The sequence below is a fragment of the Allohahella sp. A8 genome, assembly GCF_047946665.1.
Classification (GTDB): Bacteria; Pseudomonadota; Gammaproteobacteria; order Pseudomonadales; family Oleiphilaceae; genus Allohahella.
The window spans coordinates 3,675,958-3,694,130 of sequence record NZ_CP172312.1 but is presented as its reverse complement, the minus strand read 5'-3'; the positions used below and the strand labels follow the sequence as shown (position 1 = coordinate 3,694,130).

Here is an 18,173-nt window from a genome sequence, read left to right as displayed (position 1 = left end):
CGCACACACAGGAAGCTAATCAACCAATATCAATCAAAAACGAACATAAACGCGTATTTCCACTCAATATGGAAAATGGTTTAGGCGATATGGAGTTCGATCTCCTCAGCTTTCAATGTAGCCGCCAGCGCGGGCGGCGGGGCTTCATCTGTGAACAGCGCATCCACAGCTGCGATCGGCGCCAGTTGCACCATGGCATTTCGACCGAATTTTGAGTGATCAGCGGCGAGATAGACACAGCGGCTCTGGTCGAGAATGGCCTGCGCTACCCGCACCTCCCGATAGTCGTAGTCGAGCAGCATGCCATCGTCATCGATGCCGCTGATGCCAACGATGCCGAAATCGAGTCTGAACTGGCGGATGAAGTCGATGGTAGCTTCACCAATGATGCCACCATCCCGCGCCCTCACCTCGCCCGAGGCGACAATCACACGGAAATCCTCTTTCTGACTCATGACCGTCGCCACGTGCAAGCTGTTGGTAATGATCTGCAGGCCCTGGTGTTGCATAAGCGCGGCGGCGACGGCTTCGTTGGTCGTGCCTATATTGATGAAGAGACTGCAGTGGTCCGGAATCTTCGCGGCGACGGCTTCGGCAATTCGCTGCTTGCCTTCGAGGTTTTGAATCTTGCGCTCGGTATACGGCGTATTCCGGTTATTGCTGATCGAGGTCGCGCCACCGTGGAAGCGCAGGATCTGGTTCGTTTCGGCAAGAAAATTGAGGTCTCGGCGCAGCGTTTGGGGGGTCACATCGAAGTGCTGCTCGAGTTGCTCGATGGTAACCGAGCCTGATGTGCGGATGAGCTCGACGATAGCCTGTTGACGACCGTTCATGGCTTTCTTATCTGTATCCGAACTCATCGGTAACCTGTCCTCATTGTTTGATGACCGTGGAGCGCTATAGTACCACCTGCCTGCCGTCGCTTCCTTCCGCGTCCGATTAGCAGGCATAATGAACAGACAGTGATCAAAGCATTCATTCCGCCTAAAAGGCAATCCATAGCCAAGATGAACAGGGAGTATTCCAAATGGATCTGAGTTGTTTCAAAGCCTACGACATTCGCGGCCGGGTTCCGGACCAACTGAACGCAGATGTGGCAGAACGTATAGGCCGCGCATTCGTGCAGGTGACCGGTGCGAAGAAAGTGGTCGTCGGCTACGACATCAGGCTCTCCAGCCCTGAGATCACCAAGGCCCTGACCAAGGGTCTGCTTCTGGCCGGCGCCGATGTTCACGATATCGGCCTCTGCGGTACCGAGCAGATTTATTTCGCCACGGACCATTTCGATATGGACGGCGGCATCATGGTCACTGCCAGTCACAATCCTGAAGACTACAATGGGATGAAGCTGGTCCGTGAAGGCTCGCGCCCAATCAGCTCCGATACCGGTCTGCTGGATATCAAGGAACTCGTTCCCGGCACCTTCAAGGACGCAGCGAAGTCAGGCGAATATCACACGCTGCACACCATGGTCCCCTATATTGAACATCTGCTGGGCTACCTGGATCGGGACAATCTCAAGCCGCTGAAAATCGTCTGTAACGCAGGAAATGGTGGCGCTGGTCTGGTCATCAATGAACTGGAAGACCATCTACCGTTCACCTTCATCAAGGTTCATCACGATCCGGATGGCTCGTTCCCGAACGGCGTGCCGAACCCGCTGTTGGAAGAGAATCGCGCCAGCACGGTCGAAGCCTTGCACAAGCACGGTGCGGATCTGGGCATCGCCTGGGATGGCGACTACGACCGCTGCTTCTTCTTCGATGAAACCGGCCGCTTCGTTGAAGGCTATTATATCGTTGGTCTGCTGGCTGAATACTTCCTGGATCGCGAGAAGGGTGGCAGCGTCATTCACGACCCACGCCTGCTGTGGAACACACTGGATGTTGCCAAGCAGTTTGGTGGCAAGGCGATCGAGAGCAAGACCGGTCACGCCTTCATCAAGGAACGCATGCGTAAGGAAGATGCCGTGTACGGTGGCGAGATGAGTGCGCATCACTATTTCCGCGACTTCGCCTATTGCGATTCCGGCATGATTCCCTGGCTGGTCGTCGCCAACCTGATGTCACGCGAGAACAAGTCACTGGCGCAGTTGATCGATGAGCGCGCGGCACGTTTCCCGGCTTCTGGTGAAATCAACCGAACCCTGCGTGATGCCGATGCCGTGCTCGAAGCGATTGAAGCTGAATATGCCCCGGGTGCCATCTCCGTAGGCAAGACTGACGGCCTGAGCGTTGAGTATCCTGAATGGCGCTTCAACCTGCGCAAGTCAAACACAGAGCCGCTGGTCAGACTGAACGTAGAGTCGCGTGGCGATGAAGCGTTGATGCGGGCGAAGACGAAGGAGCTGCTGGCGAAGATCGACGCGGTTTAGATTCGCTGAGAAGCGGCACGGTGAAGGCCGTGTCGCTGTGAGTTGGGCGCCAAATCTTGCCCTTTTCCGGCAATGCCCGGCAATTCATCAGTGAAGATGAGCGTTGCAGCTTCACGTTTATGACTTAATTAGTCGAATTATGCTGGAGGGATAATATCGCTAATATCTTTATATATCTTTCGGCAGCGCCTCCAAGTTGCTGTATTCCAAACGACTAATCGCTCTCACTACCGAGCCTCAAACCGCGCTACACGCTCACTGGTGGCAGGATGGCTGGAGAAGTAGTCCTTGCCCTCACCGTCCTCTTCAGTAGCGCCAGCTTCTTCATAGTGCGCAGTAGTCAGGCGCTGCAGTATGTCGCTGAAGTGATGCGGCGCCAGCCCTTCGGCGCTCATGAAATCATAGGCATAGTCATCAGCCTCGAGCTCCATGTCCCGAGAGTAGGCCATGTCGGCGAGCCACACCGGCGCGGCTGCCAGTACTGACGCACCAGCGGTGACATCACCGAAATAGACGCTGGCTGCAATCGAAATGATCGACCCCTGAATGATCTGTCTCAGCGAGTGCCTGTACACCACGTGCCCGAGCTCGTGAGCAAATACCGCAGCCAGCTCATTATCGTCTTCCGCCAGTTCCACTAGTTCATCGGTGAAGACAATGGTGCCATCCGGCAGCGCCAAGGCATTGGCGCCCAGAATGCCACCATCACGGAATTCGACACGAACAGGCAAGCCAGGCGCGTAGGTCGTGGCCGAAGCCATGAATCGGGCGCGAAGTTCATCCTGTCGTTCAGTATCGAGTTCCGATTCACCACCGAGTATCTGCTCGATGGTGTCCATGGAAAGCTTGGCCACCGCCGCTGTAGTTTCATGCGGCAGTGCCATGGCAGCCGCTTTCGCGACCGCCGGTATACCCCAGATGAACGCAGCCGTCGTACCGACGACCAGCACGCAGATACTCATCAGCACCGTATGCCAGTGCGACTCGAGGCGATGAATCCAGCCTTTGTTCTCCCCCTGCACGATGCCGCTCGTCACCAACTGATCAAGCTGATCATGATCTTTGGTGACGAAGCGGCCACTGCCGTTCAGGCGGATGACTCGAGGTGTATTGCCAATGCGTGATTCTGCCGCAAGATCTTCCAAAGCGAAGATGACCTCACGGTCGCCAGCATCCAGGCGCGCACTACTGGCATCAACCAGCAGCACCGCGGGCAGGCTTTGCGAACTTTGCCCATCGGCGTAAGTACCGGTGAGTCTTGCGGCAGACTGTCTCACAGCGCGATGTCTACTTCGAAGATATCGCTCACGCCTTCACCAACTGCGCTGACTTCAGACTGCTGTGCAGCGACGAAATCATCGATGCTGCCGTCGGCTATCAGCGTCGTGGTTTCGGCGCGATATCGAGCCATTCTCACCTGTGCCCAAGGCGCACCCAGGCCGAGTGTGAGTGATACGATGAAGAGATTGCTGATCAGCACCCAGGCCAGCGACGGCGTGGTGATCGTGCTCTCGAAACCGTGCTTTTCGACGGTTAAGGCGTTGATGACAGCGCGAGCCAAGGCAGCACTGATATAGGTGAAAATGGCGAACATGAGTACAAACGTAGAGCCGATGATCCAGCCCATGTTATCGGCGCTCCAGGCCGCAGCGGCTTCTTCGCCCACGCCAGCCGTGTTAGACGCGACCATGAAGCCCAGGGCCCCACCGAACACCAGGAACAACACTGTAGCGATACCGTAGACCTTGTAGAACACGCCTGCACCGATGTTCAGTTCGAACTTGCTGCGGCCGAACCAGACATTGTCGAATACGAACTTGTTCTGACGCAGTGCCATGTAGGGCACGATCAGGAACAGCGTGAATGGAATCAGCAGTGGCAGCAACAGGAAGGTAACGTACGCACTCCCTGCAGTACCCCGGTGGCTGAAGCGGATGCCACGCCAGGCCGTCATCTTCATTGCAAAGCGCAGGGACGCCATGATGATGAGTGGAATTGCCAGGTAGAACGCGATCATTAATGGAATATACAGCAGTGGCATGAATTCGGAGGCAATACCGAACAGGGTGAACAGCGCAACGGCGACCAGGCGGCCTTTCAGGATCTGCATTGGTTCGGCCAGGTATTCGAAGTGACTGCCGGCCAGTTCGGTATTGCCGTAGAAATAGCGGTTGGTGCGGACTTTCGCCCAGGCTGAATAAATGCCGAGAGTCAGGATAGTCAGCACGAGGTTGACGATCCAGATGCGGAAGAACTCACCGCCGTTGCCATGGAACCGGACCTGGTGGCGATGACCTGGGGCTACTCGCTGCGCTGTCTGTGCAGCGGGAACGACGGCGGAAGGCTGAGCCTCTGAACCTGTGAGTATTGCGCCACCTACGGTAGGTGCTGCTGGATAATTCAAGGAAGCCTCCTTAACTGTCGTTAGACATGAAGATAAATTAAGGTTTGCACAATAGGCCTCGAGGGCGCTACGTACAATTCGATTTGGTTACCTGCCGTTACCGTCTGTCGCTGAATTGCAAAACGCGATTTTGCAATTGCTTTGACGGCCATGATCGATCAATGGTGAGTGTTATCCCGCGCTGGGTCGTATCGTCCTGTAGGCATTCCAGTGGAGAACGAGATGATCAGCCCAAGCGATTTCATGAAGAAGCACGGCTTCGAGGAAGAAGAGGAAAAGGAGCACACCCTGGAAGAGAACTCGAAGGAACGCGCACGGAAGATCAAACGCCCGAATGCGGGTACGCCACACGACTGGGAAGATTGGGAGCGCTACAAGTCAACACATGACGACGCCGACGACGCGGATACAGAAGACGATCGGTAGGGCCTGCACTGTCGGTTGCGGCCATCGTTGCGGCTATCGTCCATCTTTGCCATATTTGGAACTGACCGACGGTCATCAGTGACCCAGTATCCGCAATAGGACACAACAATAATGCTCATCTACGAAATGAAAATTGCGCCGAGCCCGCGGCGTGTCAGAATCTTTCTCGCCGAAAAAGGCATCACCAACATCGAGTACAAGGAGATCAACCTCCAGACCGGTGAAAACCGAACGCCAGAATTCAGGGCTATCAGTCCATTCGGACTGGTCCCGGTGCTCGAACTGGACTATGGTACCCACATCGCTGAAACCCTGGCGATCTGCCGTTACTTCGAAGAGCTACAGCCCGAGCCACCGCTCTATGGTCGGAATCCCAAGGAGAAGGCGCTGGTCGAGCAATGGAACCGTTTCGTCGAACTCAACTTCTTCATGCCGACCGGGATGTGCTTCCAGCATACCAGCTCATATTTCGCCAAGTTCAAGACGCAGGTGCCAGCATGGGGCGAGCTGTGTCGCAAGGGCGTACACGATTTCATCGAACGAATGGAAAAGCACTTCGCTGATAACGAATACCTCGTCGGCGACTATTACAGTATCGCGGATATCAGCGCCTACTGCGCGCTCGACTTTTCCAAGGTCAACGACATCCGCCTCGGTGAGCAGCACGTCAATACCAGACGCTGGCACGAAGCCATGAAGTCGAGAGCGAGCGCAAAGGCATGATCGAACTCTACACAGCGCCGACTCCGAATGGCCACAAGGTCAGCATAGCGCTCGAAGAAATGCAGCTGGACTACACCGTGGTCCCGGTCGATTTGCGCAAGGGCGTGCAGAAAGAGCCTGAGTATCTGAAGCTGAATCCCAACGGCCGTATCCCGACCATTGTCGATAAGGCCAACGATGATTTCGTCGTCTTCGAGTCGGGTGCCATTTTGATGTATCTGGCCGAGCAGACCGGACAGTTCATGCCGCAGGACACGAAGGGACGATCACGGGTTGTTCAGTGGCTGATGTTTCAGATGAGTGGCGTCGGCCCGATGATGGGGCAGGCGAACGTATTCCACCGCTATTTCCCCGAGAAGATCCAGCCAGCTATCGACCGCTATCAGAACGAGGTCCGTCGCCTGTTCGGTGTGCTGGATCGACAGCTAAGCGACAACGAATACCTCGCCGGTGACTACAGCATCGCCGATATCGCGAACTGGGCCTGGGTGCGAACGCATAGCTGGTCCGGAGTGGAAATTGAGAACATGCCAGCCCTGCAGCGCTGGGTCGACGCCATCTATGAGCGGCCAGCGGCTAAGAAAGGTATAGAGATTCCGAAGCGTCCTGACGCCGATGAAATTGTCAGGAGTGGGCAAACAATGATACAGCGCTGAGCGGCCTTGCCGTGCCTTAAGGCGCGGTGAGTTGAAAATGCTGCACTGTGCCATTCGACACCGCCGCCACAATAGTCTGTCCTGCACTGCCAGCGCGATAGCTTACTGACAGCACAACCCTACTGGCGTTGCGCTCGAACAGCGAAGTCGCTCTAGCGGCCCAGTGTTGCAGAACCTGACCGCTAGCAACGTCTATTCGATAAATATCGCCCTGAAAGCTACCCAACAGGAGTGTGCTGCGATCGTCGGCGAATCTTGCGCTGGTGATCAGTTCGTAGCCAAGATCGACTACCGAAACAGTCTCACCACTTGCGACATCCCAGATGACAGAAGCCTCACGCTGGGCGGACGAGAACGCCAGGCTGCCATCGGCACTGAGCGCGACGGCGCTGACCTGATTGCCATGGGTGAACTCGCTGATCATCTTGCCATCGCCGAGGGACCAGACCCGCGCGCGCCGATCCTCCGATCCTGTTATGGCGCGCTGACTGCGCTGATCGATATCCACCGAATTGACGATGGCGGAGTGGGCAAATTCGTAGCGACTCGCACCGTTGGCCAGATCGATATGCAGTGCGCGCGAATCACGCAGACCTGCTATCGCCGACCGGCCGTCACTGGAGACGACGATGGACTCCACCACGGCGGGTACGGCGTAAAAGCCCTTGGACTGTCCAGAGTTGAGATCCCACACCGAGACGGCCTTCTCCTCCACGGTCACAGCGGTCGGTGCGGCAGCATCAGGGGGTGAAAGACCAACGGCACGCAGGGTGCTGAAGCTGCCAGCAGTGTGATTCCAGTCGAAGAGACGCTCTGCAGGCGCGGTAGACCAGAGACTGCCGCCATGGTGTACGGAGCCTATCAATAACAACTTGCCATCGGCGCTAAGCGTGCCTGACAGCACACCTTTGTCGGCGACGACATCGATGCGCTCGGGACCGGGTGTACAGGCAGAGACGAGCGCCGTCATCAGGGCGATGACAATAGAGCGAGACCAGAACCTGAAGGTCTTAAGCGACCTGGCCGGCATGAGCTGTATGCAGCTTCTCTATGAGCAGGTCTTCCATTTCGAAGCGGTCTTCCAGCTGCTGGCCAAGCTCGGATAGTCGTGGCTTCAATTCTTCAATAGCCTCCATCTCTTCAGGCATCTTGTCGAAGGTGTCATTGAAGTCGAGTGCTGCTTCTGTAGTGAGCTGAATCTTGGGGTAGAGCTCAGTGGCCAGCGCTTCGCTACCGTCCTTGAAGGATTCGGCTTCCTCAACCAGGCGGTCATAGATTTCGAAGTGACCAGCAGAAACGTAGTCGAGCAGAACCTGGCAAAATGAACGGTACTTATTGACTGCCACTTCGCAGGAATCGAAGGACTTGGTATCGATAAGGTCGCAGTATCTGACGATGAGATTCTTGCGGTCTGACAGCCAGCGGTCGATGGAGGTATCTATGCCGCCCCACTTCTGCTTCGCTGAATCAGCTTTTTTCAACATGTCTTTTCCCCTGGTCTTCGCGTCAAGGCGGTACTGGACGTCCAGCAGCACATTTTTTTTGTAAGTGTACTCAGCAAGCATCTGAATAGTTGTAACTTTTTGTATGTCCTGTGCAAAGAACACCCGGCGCAGGACAACACACTTTTCCGTGCATTAAAAGCACAGCATAAGCGCACTATAGAGGACTGCTTACAGCCCTTACAAGTGCGACTGGCTGCGATTGCGTGGCGTCGTTGTTGGTTGGCCGGTTGTTACCTGCGCCTGCAGGCGACCCAAAGCGTTCTTGAGAAGCATCACCGCGATGAGGCGCGCCAGAAACGCGAGGGCAAATATGGTGAAGGCAATAAAGGTCCAGCCGGGAATGGAGAGGCCGAGGAATTTCCACTGAACTTCGGCGCATTCGCCTGAGCCATGCAGCATCATGCTGATGACCTCCGACATCGGAAAGACTTCAAGCATATAGTCCATACCTGGACCACAGGCCGGGACCAGCTCGGGCGGCAGGCTCTGCAACCAGAGTTGCCGTGCGGCAAGCGCTGCGCCAGCCAGTGCGAACAGCAAAGCCAGAATCGTGAAGAAAACCTGCAGCCAGGAGAGATTACTGTGACTGCGGTGCACCTCACCATTCATGCTGACCATCGACGGCAGCAACAGGCCGAATACAGCTGCAACGGCCATTGCGATCATGGCGACACGCTGTGCCATGCAGAGCGGACAGGGCTCAAGATTCTTTACATACTGCAGGTACAATGCGAAAGCAAAAAGACCAGCAACGGCGAGTAGCAGCAACACGTAAAACAGGCGGCCCGTGAGAATACGCTGCAATGGACCGGGGGAGAACGCCGGCGTTCCAGGGCTGGTGATAGGCATAGCAGATCCTTTGTTTTGAACTAGAATCATGGTAACCGATACAGATCATTTACCAATCTTTTCTTGTGTGACAACAATGTTAGGTTCAACAATTATGCTAACAAGGCTCCGCCAATTCCTGGCACTAACGACCATTCTTGCGGCGCTGCAGGTAGTCGCCGTGCCTGCTGTTGCCGAAGAGGAGTCGGAAGCCGTCAAGCAGGTCGCCTATATCGATATGAAGCCGTCGTTTGTGCTCAATTACGGTCAGGAGCCGAGCGAGCGGGTGAGATATCTCAAGGTGGATGTCGCCTTGCGGACGGACACAGATCAGGCTGCAGCACTGGTGAATCAGCACATGCCGATGTTGCGTAACGAGTTGGTGCTATTGTTCAGCAAGCAGACCCAGGATGCTATGGGCTCTTCCGCGGCCAAGGATGCGCTGAGACTTGAGGCGCTGACCTTGTTGAATGCGGGGCTCGAAAAGGAAACGACAAAGAAGCCGATCACGGACCTGCTGTTCAATAACTTTATTGTCCAGCGCTAGATTCGAGCCAACGCATTCAGATATCGAGGAACTTCGGTTTTGGTGTGCGGCGCTTGGCAGGGGCAGCAAGCTGGCCGTCTTCGAAACCGGCTTCCCAGGCGGCTGACGCGACTTCGCTGACATACGGGCATTTCTTCGAGGTCATGCCCAGGCTTCCTGCCATAAGGCCCTGATCATAGGCCTTCTCCAATGTTTCGATCTGCCATCCGGCTGAATCCGACCGTCCCATTGTATACCTCAACATGAAAGGGGGTTGGTGATTACATTCTGCAACGTATTGTTTCAGAGGCTCACCAATCTTTCTGTGGATCAGGTCTCTTTCTGTATGGATTTTAATCAATTTAACCGCTCACGGGCTGATCGGACATATAACTCTCAAGGAAGGTGTCAAAGTCGACTTCATCAGCCGCGGCAATGGCCGCGGCATCTTCGATTGACTGCCGCGCTGCTTCGGCAAAACGCTGGCGATCTTCTGCATCGCAGCGCTGGGCGTGCAGTTCTGTCTGATGCTGCGAAGCAAGCTCAAGGCCCCAGTCGATGAAGCGCTTGTTTTCCAGCTGTTCCAGCACTCTCGCACTGGGTGTCAGCGCAGCATCGTCAATACGTCGCCGTGCCATGCCGATCGCGCGTGAATAATCCTCGGCCCGCCGCCCGGCCACATCGCCCGCTATAAGCTCAGCCGTCTCCTGCATGGCATCGAGAATGGCGTGCCCCCACAGGTTCAGTGAAACATTTTCGTAACCATCATCGCCCGGAATCGAAAGCTCCAGCCCTGGAAGACGGCCTGCATTGACCACGCTCGCGAAATTCGAGTCAATGTGATTGCAGTCTTCGATACTGATGTAGGGGCTTTTGGCGAACAGGCAGGTAATCAGAAAGAGCTCCATGAAGCTTACCTGCTCGGCATCGACACCCAGTGGCAGGAAGGGATTGATATCGAGGCAGCGAACCTCGATATATTCAACACCACCACGCCTTAGTGCTGCCGTTGGCTTCTCACCACTACGTGTCACCCGCTTCGGGCGCACCGAACTGTAGTATTCGTTTTCAATCTGCAGTATGTGTGTGTTGAGCTGCAGGTATTCACCATCTTTCTTCATCCCGATCGCCTGATAACGCGCATACGGTGTATGTGTGGCGTTGTAGAGCGTCTGGGTATAGGAGTCCAGATGGTTGAAGCAGATGTTGAGCGAATCCTGGGCGTTGTTCTTGTAGCCGATGTCACCCATACGCAAGGACGTAGCCCAGCGCAGGCCAAAATTGTCGTTGCCGAGGTCTGTCAGCTTGTGCGACTGGTTCTGGAGAAAGCTCTTGTCGACCACTGGCGAGGCGCCGAACAGATACATGAGCAACCACGACCAGCGTCTGAAATTGCGAATCAGGCCGAAGTAAGCCTCGGATCGGAGCATGTCGTCATTGCTCTGGGAGCCGTTCTCCGCTGCAACGCGTGGCGGTGGTGCGAGCGTGGAGCCCGCGACCGCCAGATAGCTCGACCAGAACTCATCGCTCAGCGAGAAGTTGAAATGCAGACCGGCAATGCTCTGCATGGTTCGACCGTAGCGGGTCTCGAGGCCACGCCGATAGATATGCTTCATCTGCCCGATGTTGGACGGGCCGTATTCAGCAATTCTGATACTGTTGGGGCCATCGAGTCTGCAGGGCATGCTGGCAGGCCAGAGCGTCTCGCCCTCAGTCAGGTTCTGCGAAACATAGCGGTGAATGCGCTCGAGGGAGTCCAGCAAGCCCCCGGCTGTGTCGAGCGGCGGCGTAATCAGCTCGAGCAGCGCTTCGGAATAGTCTGTGGTGATAAGCGGGTGAGTGAGGGTGGCGCCAAGCGCCGTGGGATGATCGGTCTGCGCGATCATGCCTGCCTTGTCGCAGCGGAGGCATTCGCGCTCCACACCAAAGTGGATGGCGCCTGCCTGTTTCAAAGCCGGTGCGATATCACTGACGAAGGTGGAGAACTGAATTGGACGAATTTTCACTGACCTGACCCCTGATCTACAGGTGTACAGGATGCATCAGTCGGCGGGTTTTTTCTAGCCGCCTCTGCCGAATGCCAAAGCATCGCTCGAGGCCGAAGCTGCCGCGTCGAGGAAGCTGCAGAGCGCTTCGAAGGGCAGCGCCGGTGCGATGATGAACCCTTGCGCTTCATCACAGCCGATGCGGTGCAGAAATTCGAGCTGGCTTCGCGTCTCGACGCCTTCCGCCACGACGTTCAGGCCGAGGCCATGGGACAGGTTGATCATGCCTTCGACCAATGTGGCATCTTCCGCGACCTCGCTGACCGAGCGGATGAAACTCTGGTCGATCTTCACGGTCGAGATCGGCAGCCTGCGCAGATTGTTGAACGAGGCATACCCAGTGCCGAAATCATCCAGCGCGAATCGGAGACCCAGCTTCCTCAGCTCGATCAGGCTGCGGATGGTGAACTCGGAATCCATCATCATGGCGGTTTCGGTCAGCTCGAATTCGATGTTGTCGGTCGCGATGTCCGCGTTGTAGATGATGCGGAAAACTGTTTCGGCCAGTTTACGGTCGTGGAACTGGCGGAACGACAGATTGACCGCGCAGGTGAGGTTATTGTGTCTCATACGCTGCAGGATGCTCAGATCCTTACACACCTGCTCGATGACCCAATAGCCCATGGGGACGATCATGCCACTGCTTTCCGCCATCGGTATGAAGTCGTTCGGCAGCAGCATGCCGCGCTTGGGACTTGGCCAACGCACCAGCGCCTCCACACTTCGCACACGTCCCGTCGCAAGTTCGAGCTTTGGTTGATAGTACACTTCCAGCTCATCGCTTCTCAGCGCCATCCTGAACTCCGCCTCGAGAGATATCTGCTGACGAACGGCGTCCTTGAAGTCGCGGCTGTAGCGCAGCCAGCTATTGCCTGGCAGAGCCTTGGCGCGGGTCATGGCTATACTCGCATTGCCGATGAGTTCTTCGGCACCCAAGGTCGTGTCTGCAGGTGTAGCACTGCCAATGGCGAGGCTAAGCGAGAGGTGCTGGTCCCTGAAGTTGATGCCCGATTCGAGAGTGTGGAAAATCTGCTGGACGATCTCCGACACCGTCGCATCATCCACTGCTGTGTTCAGCAGTACGCCAATCTCGTCTCCACCAAGCAGTGCCATGATATGACTGACAGTAATGGCCGGACGGATCTCCGTAGCGAGCGCCCGTACGAAGGTACGAGCCTGTGGCTTGCCCAGGAGCTGTGACAAACGTCGGAAGTTGTTGACGTTGATATAGAGCACACAGCAGCTGCTTTCGACAGTCTGGTCTTCCTGCTGAAGCGCGAGTTCGACCCGCGTCTGGAACTGATCGTAGTTCAGAAATATCTCTGCTTCGTTATCTTTGTCAGCAGATTCAGCCTCGGGGCTGGGTGCTTTTTCTGAGGTCTGCGCCTTGGGGGGCACGGTTTTCTCCGGGCGGGCAGCTTCTACAGGGAAGCGCGGACGAGTCGCAAGCGAAGTCGCCCGTCGTGCCATGCCTTGCAGGAGTCGCTGGAAGCGCACAGGCTCGAATTCGCTCCGGGAGATCACTTCATCTGCACCAGCCGCGATGTAGGTCTCGATGGTCTTACTGTCACTGTCGTTACTGAATATGAGAAGCATGCATGTCGGATCTTCTCGAACCGATTCGAATATCTGTGAGCGCTGACGCAGCGTGTCCGCGGTACCATGCTGGGCAACGGCATTGATTTGCGGACTGGGCTCCCAGATAATGATGCAAGGCTGGTTGGATCGTGGCGCCGATAGCTTCTGCAGCAGCGACGGCTCTTTCGGGCACCACGTCATCTGCAGTGTTTCTGCAAGTGGTTTGCAATGATGTCGAATCTTCAGAAATTCCGTGTGCGCCTCAGTACAAACGAACGCAGTCAACATGGTGATTCAGCTCCATCGATTGATTTTGTGACTGCGGATCCCGAAACCAGTTCCCGCTGGCAGGCTCTCGGAACAACAACGCAGAACACATTTCCACGCACTAACTAATAGTTCACCAAGTTTGGTTTCGTCCAGTTCACAACTGGTAAATTCGCCCCTCAATCAGGTCTTCCGGAGTCGCTTCATGTTTACCGGCCTCAATCCGCAACAGAAAGCAGCGGTCCGCTACTGCGATGGCCCCGTGCTGGTGCTCGCCGGTGCCGGCAGTGGCAAGACCAGTGTTATCACCAGGAAGATCGGCTACCTCATTGGTGAGTGCGGCATACAGGCCCGGCACATCGCGGCTGTCACCTTCACCAACAAGGCGGCCAGGGAGATGCGTGAGCGGGTGCAGAAACTCATCCCTGCCTCGGCCAGCCGTGGTCTGCAGATATCAACGTTCCACAATCTCGGCCTGACCATTCTGCGCAAGGAAGCGCAGTATCTCGGTCGCACGCCAGCACTGAGCATCTTTGACGATCAGGACAGCAAGACCTTGCTGAAGGACCTGACCCATCGCGACTTCGGACTGGAAACCGAAGCGCTCAAGCGCCTGCAGGGGCTAATTTCAGACTGGAAGAACCGGCTAATAACCCCTGAGCGGGCCCTTGCAGAAGCGATAGCCATGCAGAGCAGAAGCGACGGGCCGCCTGATCAGCTGCTGCTCATTGCGGCGCGCGCCTTCGAACTCTACGAGCAGCATCTGGCGGCTTATAACGCAGTGGATTTCGACGATTTGATTACTGGACCGGTCCGGCTATTCCAGCAGCATCCGGAGCGACTGCAACACTGGCGCTCAAGAATTCATTATCTGCTCGTCGACGAGTACCAGGATACCAACGACAGTCAGTACGAGCTCGTCCGGCAGCTCGTCGGCGCGCGCCAGGCCCTTACCGTGGTTGGGGACGATGACCAGTCAATCTATTCATGGCGTGGCGCCAAGCCACAGAACCTGGTCAGGCTGCAGGACGACTTCCCGACACTGAAACTGATCAAGCTCGAACAGAACTACCGCTCGAGTAGCCGCATTCTTAAAGCGGCGAATGCTGTCATCGCCAATAATCCTCACGTATTCGAAAAGACCTTGTGGAGCGAGCTGGGTGTGGGCGATGAGATTCGCATCGTCAAGACACTGAACGAGGAAGCGGAAGTGGGACTGGTCGCCATGGAAATCATCGACCGGCGTCTGCAGTCACGCAGCACCTATGGTGATTTCGCGGTGCTCTATCGGAGCAACCATCAATCCCGCCTGCTCGAACTGAAGCTGCAGAGTCTGCAGATCCCGTATCGCATGAGTGGCGGTACCTCGTTTTTCAGCCGCAGCGAGGTCAAGGATGCCATGGCCTATCTCAGGGTGCTGACCAACCCACGTGACGATGGCGCACTGCTGCGTATCATCAATACGCCGAAGCGCGAGATTGGCGCCTCCTCCGTTCAGCGCCTGCGTGATTACGCCGCTCGGCACAGTTGTTCGCTGCTCGAAGCTGCCGAAGTGCTGGCAGATCCTGAGCAGGCTGCCCGAAGCGCTGGCGATGATGCGCAACTGCCGGCACGCGCCGCTGCGTCTCTGCAGAGTTTTCTGCATCAGCTGCACAGCGTACGGCGAGGCACATCAGACGGTGGTGAGTCCGATGCCGGCAAGCAGCTGAAGGACTGGTTTATCGCACTCGATTTTCCGCAGTGGCTACAACAGACCAGTAGTTCGGCTAGCCAGGCTGAACGTCGTTTCGACAATATGAATGCGCTGTGCCAGCAGATTCAGCGCATGCTCGACGCCGACCCAGAACTCGACATCAATGGCAGCGTCTCGAAGCTTGTATTGCAGGATATTCTTGATGGCCAGGAAGAAGATGGCGCCGAAGAAGATGCGGTCAATCTGCTGACGCTGCATGCCGCCAAGGGGCTGGAATTTCCGCACGTTTATATACTGGGACTCGAGGAGGAAATTCTGCCTCATCGGAACAGCACTGAACCCGAGCAGATAGAAGAAGAGCGGCGCCTGTTCTACGTGGGTATAACCAGGGCAAAGCAGACACTGACGATGACCTACGCCGGCGTGCGCAAACAGTACGGCGAAAAACTGACGACGACGATAAGTCGCTTTGCTGAAGAACTACCGCAGGAAGATGTGATTTACGAAGGCTTGACGCGGCCCAGCAAGGAAGCAAGCCGGGCCCGAGGCAGAGCGACCCTTGACGCGCTGTTCAAGGATCTCGCTGATGATTTGTAGCCTCTTACTTACTGTTTTCGACCATATGCTTGACCGCATTGCCGATGTCTTCTTCGTCACAGGTCGCGCAGGTGCCCATGGGTGGCATGGCACCTATGCCGTTGACGGCGTTGGTGACCAGCGTCTTTATGCCTTTCTCTATACGCGGCGCCCAATCACCGGCATTACCAAACTTTGGCGCACCAGCAACACCGACGGAATGACAGCTCGAGCATGAGGCCGTATAGATTTCTTCACCGGTCTTTGGCTGATCGCCGCCACCGGCTGCAACAGCTGGCGCAGCATCAGCACAAGGCTGACCTTCCAGACAGACCGAGCCTACTGGCGCTATGCGATTGGCGATTTTTTCCTCCGGCGTGGTATAGGCCAGAGCAGCCGATGCAGAAGCGGCAGTGACTACCATCAGGAACGAAGTGAGCAGTGAACGACGTCTGAGACCTGCAGTCAGGCTGCTGACGCTCGATCGAATCATGGAACTACAGTCTTTCAACGAATATTTCACACTACTTACCCTCAAAAAGTTTCGCCGAGTATACCGTTCAGGGGCGAGGCCGCCAAGTGAATCTGGGGTAAGCCCTGTCTGCGTAAACCACAGTGACACCTGTTACTGGCTAGGTGTAGGCTGGAGTGCTCGATGTCATACACTGGAGTGCCGCAACAGCGTGCCATGAAGGACGATACGTTAAAGGGCGGTGATATACCGCCTGTACTCGATGTGCTCTACATTCATCACTCCGTATCGAACCACGATTCAGGACTGCCTGTGAGCGGCCCGCACGAAGCTGGCAAGTTTCTCAATAGTTTCTTCGAACAGTCGGTCGATGCGATTTTTGCGAGCTGCGCCGCAGACGCGTTGGCTTCGATTGATGATGCACCCGATTTGTTGATTCTCGCGCTGGGCCGGGCTGACGCCACCGATTGCGTGCTCGCCGCCAGCGCAGCGACGCGATTTCCGAGAGCCGCACTAGTCGCCTTGATCTCTGCGGAAGAGTCCAGTGAACAGGAATCGCAGCGGCTCATCGCGCTGGGCGTCACCGATGTGATTCGCTATGCGGAACTGCAAATCGATCTGTTCCGTCATGTGATCTACCAAGCGCTCCGGCTCAGGCAGCGGGAACTTGAGCTGACTGCTCGCGCGGCCTATAGCGACATCACCGGCCTGTTCTCCGGAGGGCTGTTTCTCGACCTGCTGGCGCGTGAAATCGCGGCCGCCGTTCGAGGCAACACCCGTCTGGCAGTTTTCTGTATAGAGCCGGCAGAGATAGCGCCGGAGGCGGTGCATGGTGAAGTGGCCATCGAACTTGCCAGACGTCTTCGGGAACTTGTTCGAACCGAAGACCTGCTGGCGCAGGCCGATATGACGACGGTGCTGCTGCTTCAGACCCATGTGCGTGATGTCGCGCAGTGTCTGGCCTTTGCCAACCGACTCCATGCGGCGCTCGAGCCCTACGTGCCAGTCCGCATAGGCATCGCCGGCGCTCCAGAAGCGGGAACTCATGCACTGACACTAATCAGGGCCGCCAAGCATGCTGTGGCAGATCTGCGGGACCGCCATGAGGCGGGGACCCGCTTGCATCAGCCGGCTCACGGAACACAGCTCTACCCGCACCCACGGGTCCTGGAAGCTGGAGCCGACCTGCAGAGCATCTGGCAGCGCGGCGAGCTTTCGGTCTACTTTCAGCCAGTGGTGAATCGAAGTCGTCTGACGGTCGTCGGATTTGAGTGCCTGCTCCGCTGGGAACACCCCACCCGCGGTCTGATTTCCGCTGCAGCTTTTCTCAATCCTGACGATCCGGCGATGGTGCCCGTTGGTAACTGGCTACTGCGGCAAGCCTGCGAAGCCTTACAGGCCTGGCAGGTCCTGGGCTGGCCGCATTTAAGCATTGCCGTGAATACGAGCATCACCGAGTTGCTACATCCCCGATTCAGCACTGTGCTCGATGAGGCCGTCAGCAGTCACGGGCTCAGTTTCCAGCAGCTCATACTGGAAATCAGAACTGCCGAACTGTCGAAGGTCACCCAGGGTGCCGAACGAGGAGGCGCTCCTGACGATGCGGCGGACTCGGACAATCATCGGATCATGGACGTCCTGAATCAGCTAGATCTGCGTGGCGTCCAGATTGCCCTCGACAATGTGGGTGCCGGTGGATCGACAACCGAGTTGCTCCGTCGTTTCCCGGCCTCCATGTTGAAGCTTGATCCAGGTGTCATCAGCAGTCTGGGCCGGGATGCCGTGGCGGCCGCAGTGGTGCACGGTGCGGCAGGTATCGCTGAGAGCCTCGCGCTGTCGCTGGTAGCCGAGGGCGTCGAGAACAGCGCGCAGCTGAAGCACTTGCTCAACGCCGGGGTGACTCTGCTGCAGGGCAACTTCCTGCATGCACCGATGTCGAGACAACAGGTTACCGACTGGCTTTCGGCCCAGCCGCGCCCCCGCACACGCGGTAGCCTGACCGATAACACCATCGGGTCTGCCTGACCCAATGTGACTTCGTGAGAGTCTTTCACGACCAACTGCTTCGTCCTGTCACACCTTGTAAGCCTGTCGCAGTGT

The 18,173-nt window shown here is 56.5% G+C and carries 17 protein-coding genes; 7 read left to right on the top strand and 10 right to left on the bottom strand.

Annotated features, from left to right (window positions below; translation table 11 throughout):
* Positions 1-80 precede the first annotated feature (80 nt).
* On the bottom strand, positions 81-860 hold the full coding sequence (locus ACH3PB_RS16575; protein ID WP_416396549.1) for a DeoR/GlpR family transcriptional regulator: 780 nt from the start codon (positions 858-860) through the stop codon (positions 81-83).
* 167 nt (positions 861-1,027) lie between these two features.
* Between ACH3PB_RS16575 and ACH3PB_RS16570 the strand changes: the two genes are divergently transcribed.
* Positions 1,028-2,374 (top strand): phosphomannomutase, encoded by a 1,347-nt coding sequence (locus ACH3PB_RS16570; RefSeq protein ID WP_416396548.1) that lies wholly within the window; start codon positions 1,028-1,030, stop codon positions 2,372-2,374.
* A gap of 227 nt (positions 2,375-2,601) precedes the next feature.
* On the opposite strand, the gene ACH3PB_RS16565 is transcribed toward ACH3PB_RS16570, so the two are convergent.
* Positions 2,602-3,651 carry a M48 family metallopeptidase gene (locus ACH3PB_RS16565; protein WP_416396547.1) on the bottom strand — a complete coding sequence of 350 codons (1,050 nt, stop codon included), beginning with the start codon at positions 3,649-3,651 and terminating at the stop codon, positions 2,602-2,604.
* Positions 3,648-4,778 (bottom strand): YjgN family protein, encoded by a 1,131-nt coding sequence (locus ACH3PB_RS16560; RefSeq protein WP_416396546.1) that lies wholly within the window; start codon positions 4,776-4,778, stop codon positions 3,648-3,650. Before ACH3PB_RS16560 ends, ACH3PB_RS16565 begins: the two co-directional genes overlap by 4 nt.
* 222 nt (positions 4,779-5,000) lie before the next feature.
* Between ACH3PB_RS16560 and ACH3PB_RS16555 the strand changes: the two genes are divergently transcribed.
* From ACH3PB_RS16555 to ACH3PB_RS16545, 3 genes are all read left to right on the top strand, one after another.
* On the top strand, positions 5,001-5,204 hold the full coding sequence (locus ACH3PB_RS16555; protein ID WP_416396545.1) for a hypothetical protein: 204 nt from the start codon (positions 5,001-5,003) through the stop codon (positions 5,202-5,204).
* Between the two features lie 111 nt (positions 5,205-5,315).
* Entirely contained in the window at positions 5,316-5,927 is a 612-nt protein-coding gene (locus ACH3PB_RS16550; protein ID WP_416396544.1) for a glutathione S-transferase family protein, read from the top strand.
* Positions 5,924-6,583 (top strand): glutathione S-transferase family protein, encoded by a 660-nt coding sequence (locus tag ACH3PB_RS16545; protein WP_416396543.1) that lies wholly within the window; start codon positions 5,924-5,926, stop codon positions 6,581-6,583. The genes ACH3PB_RS16550 and ACH3PB_RS16545 overlap by 4 nt, the downstream gene beginning before the upstream one ends.
* A 16-nt stretch (positions 6,584-6,599) precedes the next feature.
* Here ACH3PB_RS16545 and ACH3PB_RS16540 read toward each other — a convergent pair whose 3' ends face one another.
* From ACH3PB_RS16540 to ACH3PB_RS16530, 3 genes are all read right to left on the bottom strand, one after another.
* On the bottom strand, positions 6,600-7,613 hold the full coding sequence (locus ACH3PB_RS16540; RefSeq protein ID WP_416396542.1) for a WD40 repeat domain-containing protein: 1,014 nt from the start codon (positions 7,611-7,613) through the stop codon (positions 6,600-6,602).
* Positions 7,594-8,067 carry a sigma D regulator gene (gene rsd / locus ACH3PB_RS16535; RefSeq protein ID WP_416396541.1) on the bottom strand — a complete coding sequence of 158 codons (474 nt, stop codon included), beginning with the start codon at positions 8,065-8,067 and terminating at the stop codon, positions 7,594-7,596. The genes ACH3PB_RS16540 and rsd overlap by 20 nt, the downstream gene beginning before the upstream one ends.
* A gap of 198 nt (positions 8,068-8,265) precedes the next feature.
* Positions 8,266-8,937 carry a disulfide bond formation protein B gene (locus ACH3PB_RS16530; protein ID WP_416396540.1) on the bottom strand — a complete coding sequence of 224 codons (672 nt, stop codon included), beginning with the start codon at positions 8,935-8,937 and terminating at the stop codon, positions 8,266-8,268.
* Between the two features lie 94 nt (positions 8,938-9,031).
* Between ACH3PB_RS16530 and ACH3PB_RS16525 the strand changes: the two genes are divergently transcribed.
* Complete coding sequence (locus ACH3PB_RS16525; RefSeq protein ID WP_416396539.1) at positions 9,032-9,463, top strand: flagellar basal body-associated FliL family protein; 432 nt, start codon at positions 9,032-9,034, stop codon at positions 9,461-9,463.
* A gap of 16 nt (positions 9,464-9,479) precedes the next feature.
* Here ACH3PB_RS16525 and rmf read toward each other — a convergent pair whose 3' ends face one another.
* The 3 genes from rmf to ACH3PB_RS16510 form a co-directional block, all read right to left on the bottom strand.
* A complete protein-coding gene (gene rmf / locus ACH3PB_RS16520; RefSeq protein ID WP_416396538.1) occupies positions 9,480-9,692 on the bottom strand; it encodes a ribosome modulation factor in 213 nt (70 codons plus the stop codon).
* Between the two features lie 112 nt (positions 9,693-9,804).
* Positions 9,805-11,448, bottom strand: a complete 1,644-nt coding sequence (gene gshA, locus ACH3PB_RS16515; RefSeq protein WP_416396537.1) for a glutamate--cysteine ligase — start codon at positions 11,446-11,448, stop codon at positions 9,805-9,807.
* A 54-nt stretch (positions 11,449-11,502) separates the two neighbouring features.
* Positions 11,503-13,353, bottom strand: a complete 1,851-nt coding sequence (locus tag ACH3PB_RS16510) for a putative bifunctional diguanylate cyclase/phosphodiesterase (protein WP_416396536.1) — start codon at positions 13,351-13,353, stop codon at positions 11,503-11,505.
* Positions 13,354-13,537: 184 nt separating this feature from the next.
* Here ACH3PB_RS16510 and ACH3PB_RS16505 point away from each other — a divergent pair, with 184 nt between their 5' ends.
* On the top strand, positions 13,538-15,622 hold the full coding sequence (locus tag ACH3PB_RS16505; protein WP_416396535.1) for a UvrD-helicase domain-containing protein: 2,085 nt from the start codon (positions 13,538-13,540) through the stop codon (positions 15,620-15,622).
* 4 nt (positions 15,623-15,626) lie between these two features.
* Here ACH3PB_RS16505 and ACH3PB_RS16500 read toward each other — a convergent pair whose 3' ends face one another.
* Complete coding sequence (locus tag ACH3PB_RS16500; protein ID WP_416396534.1) at positions 15,627-16,094, bottom strand: c-type cytochrome; 468 nt, start codon at positions 16,092-16,094, stop codon at positions 15,627-15,629.
* Positions 16,095-16,256: 162 nt separating this feature from the next.
* Here ACH3PB_RS16500 and ACH3PB_RS16495 point away from each other — a divergent pair, with 162 nt between their 5' ends.
* Complete coding sequence (locus tag ACH3PB_RS16495; RefSeq protein ID WP_416396533.1) at positions 16,257-18,098, top strand: EAL domain-containing protein; 1,842 nt, start codon at positions 16,257-16,259, stop codon at positions 18,096-18,098.
* The last annotated feature ends 75 nt before the right edge of the window (positions 18,099-18,173 follow it).

Bases quoted from the DNA above. Each gene is read 5' to 3' on its own strand.
- ACH3PB_RS16575 (WP_416396549.1), bottom strand. From the start codon at position 860: ATGAGTTCGGATACAGATAAGAAAGCCATGAACGGTCGTCAACAGGCT.
- ACH3PB_RS16555 (WP_416396545.1), top strand. From the start codon at position 5,001: ATGATCAGCCCAAGCGATTTCATGAAGAAGCACGGCTTCGAGGAAGAA.
- ACH3PB_RS16570 (WP_416396548.1), top strand. From the start codon at position 1,028: ATGGATCTGAGTTGTTTCAAAGCCTACGACATTCGCGGCCGGGTTCCG.
- rmf (WP_416396538.1), bottom strand. From the start codon at position 9,692: ATGGGACGGTCGGATTCAGCCGGATGGCAGATCGAAACATTGGAGAAG.
- ACH3PB_RS16495 (WP_416396533.1), top strand. From the start codon at position 16,257: ATGTCATACACTGGAGTGCCGCAACAGCGTGCCATGAAGGACGATACG.
- ACH3PB_RS16505 (WP_416396535.1), top strand. From the start codon at position 13,538: ATGTTTACCGGCCTCAATCCGCAACAGAAAGCAGCGGTCCGCTACTGC.
- ACH3PB_RS16550 (WP_416396544.1), top strand. From the start codon at position 5,316: ATGCTCATCTACGAAATGAAAATTGCGCCGAGCCCGCGGCGTGTCAGA.
- ACH3PB_RS16525 (WP_416396539.1), top strand. From the start codon at position 9,032: ATGCTAACAAGGCTCCGCCAATTCCTGGCACTAACGACCATTCTTGCG.
- ACH3PB_RS16510 (WP_416396536.1), bottom strand. From the start codon at position 13,353: ATGTTGACTGCGTTCGTTTGTACTGAGGCGCACACGGAATTTCTGAAG.
- rsd (WP_416396541.1), bottom strand. From the start codon at position 8,067: ATGTTGAAAAAAGCTGATTCAGCGAAGCAGAAGTGGGGCGGCATAGAT.
- ACH3PB_RS16540 (WP_416396542.1), bottom strand. From the start codon at position 7,613: ATGCCGGCCAGGTCGCTTAAGACCTTCAGGTTCTGGTCTCGCTCTATT.
- ACH3PB_RS16500 (WP_416396534.1), bottom strand. From the start codon at position 16,094: ATGATTCGATCGAGCGTCAGCAGCCTGACTGCAGGTCTCAGACGTCGT.
- ACH3PB_RS16530 (WP_416396540.1), bottom strand. From the start codon at position 8,937: ATGCCTATCACCAGCCCTGGAACGCCGGCGTTCTCCCCCGGTCCATTG.
- ACH3PB_RS16545 (WP_416396543.1), top strand. From the start codon at position 5,924: ATGATCGAACTCTACACAGCGCCGACTCCGAATGGCCACAAGGTCAGC.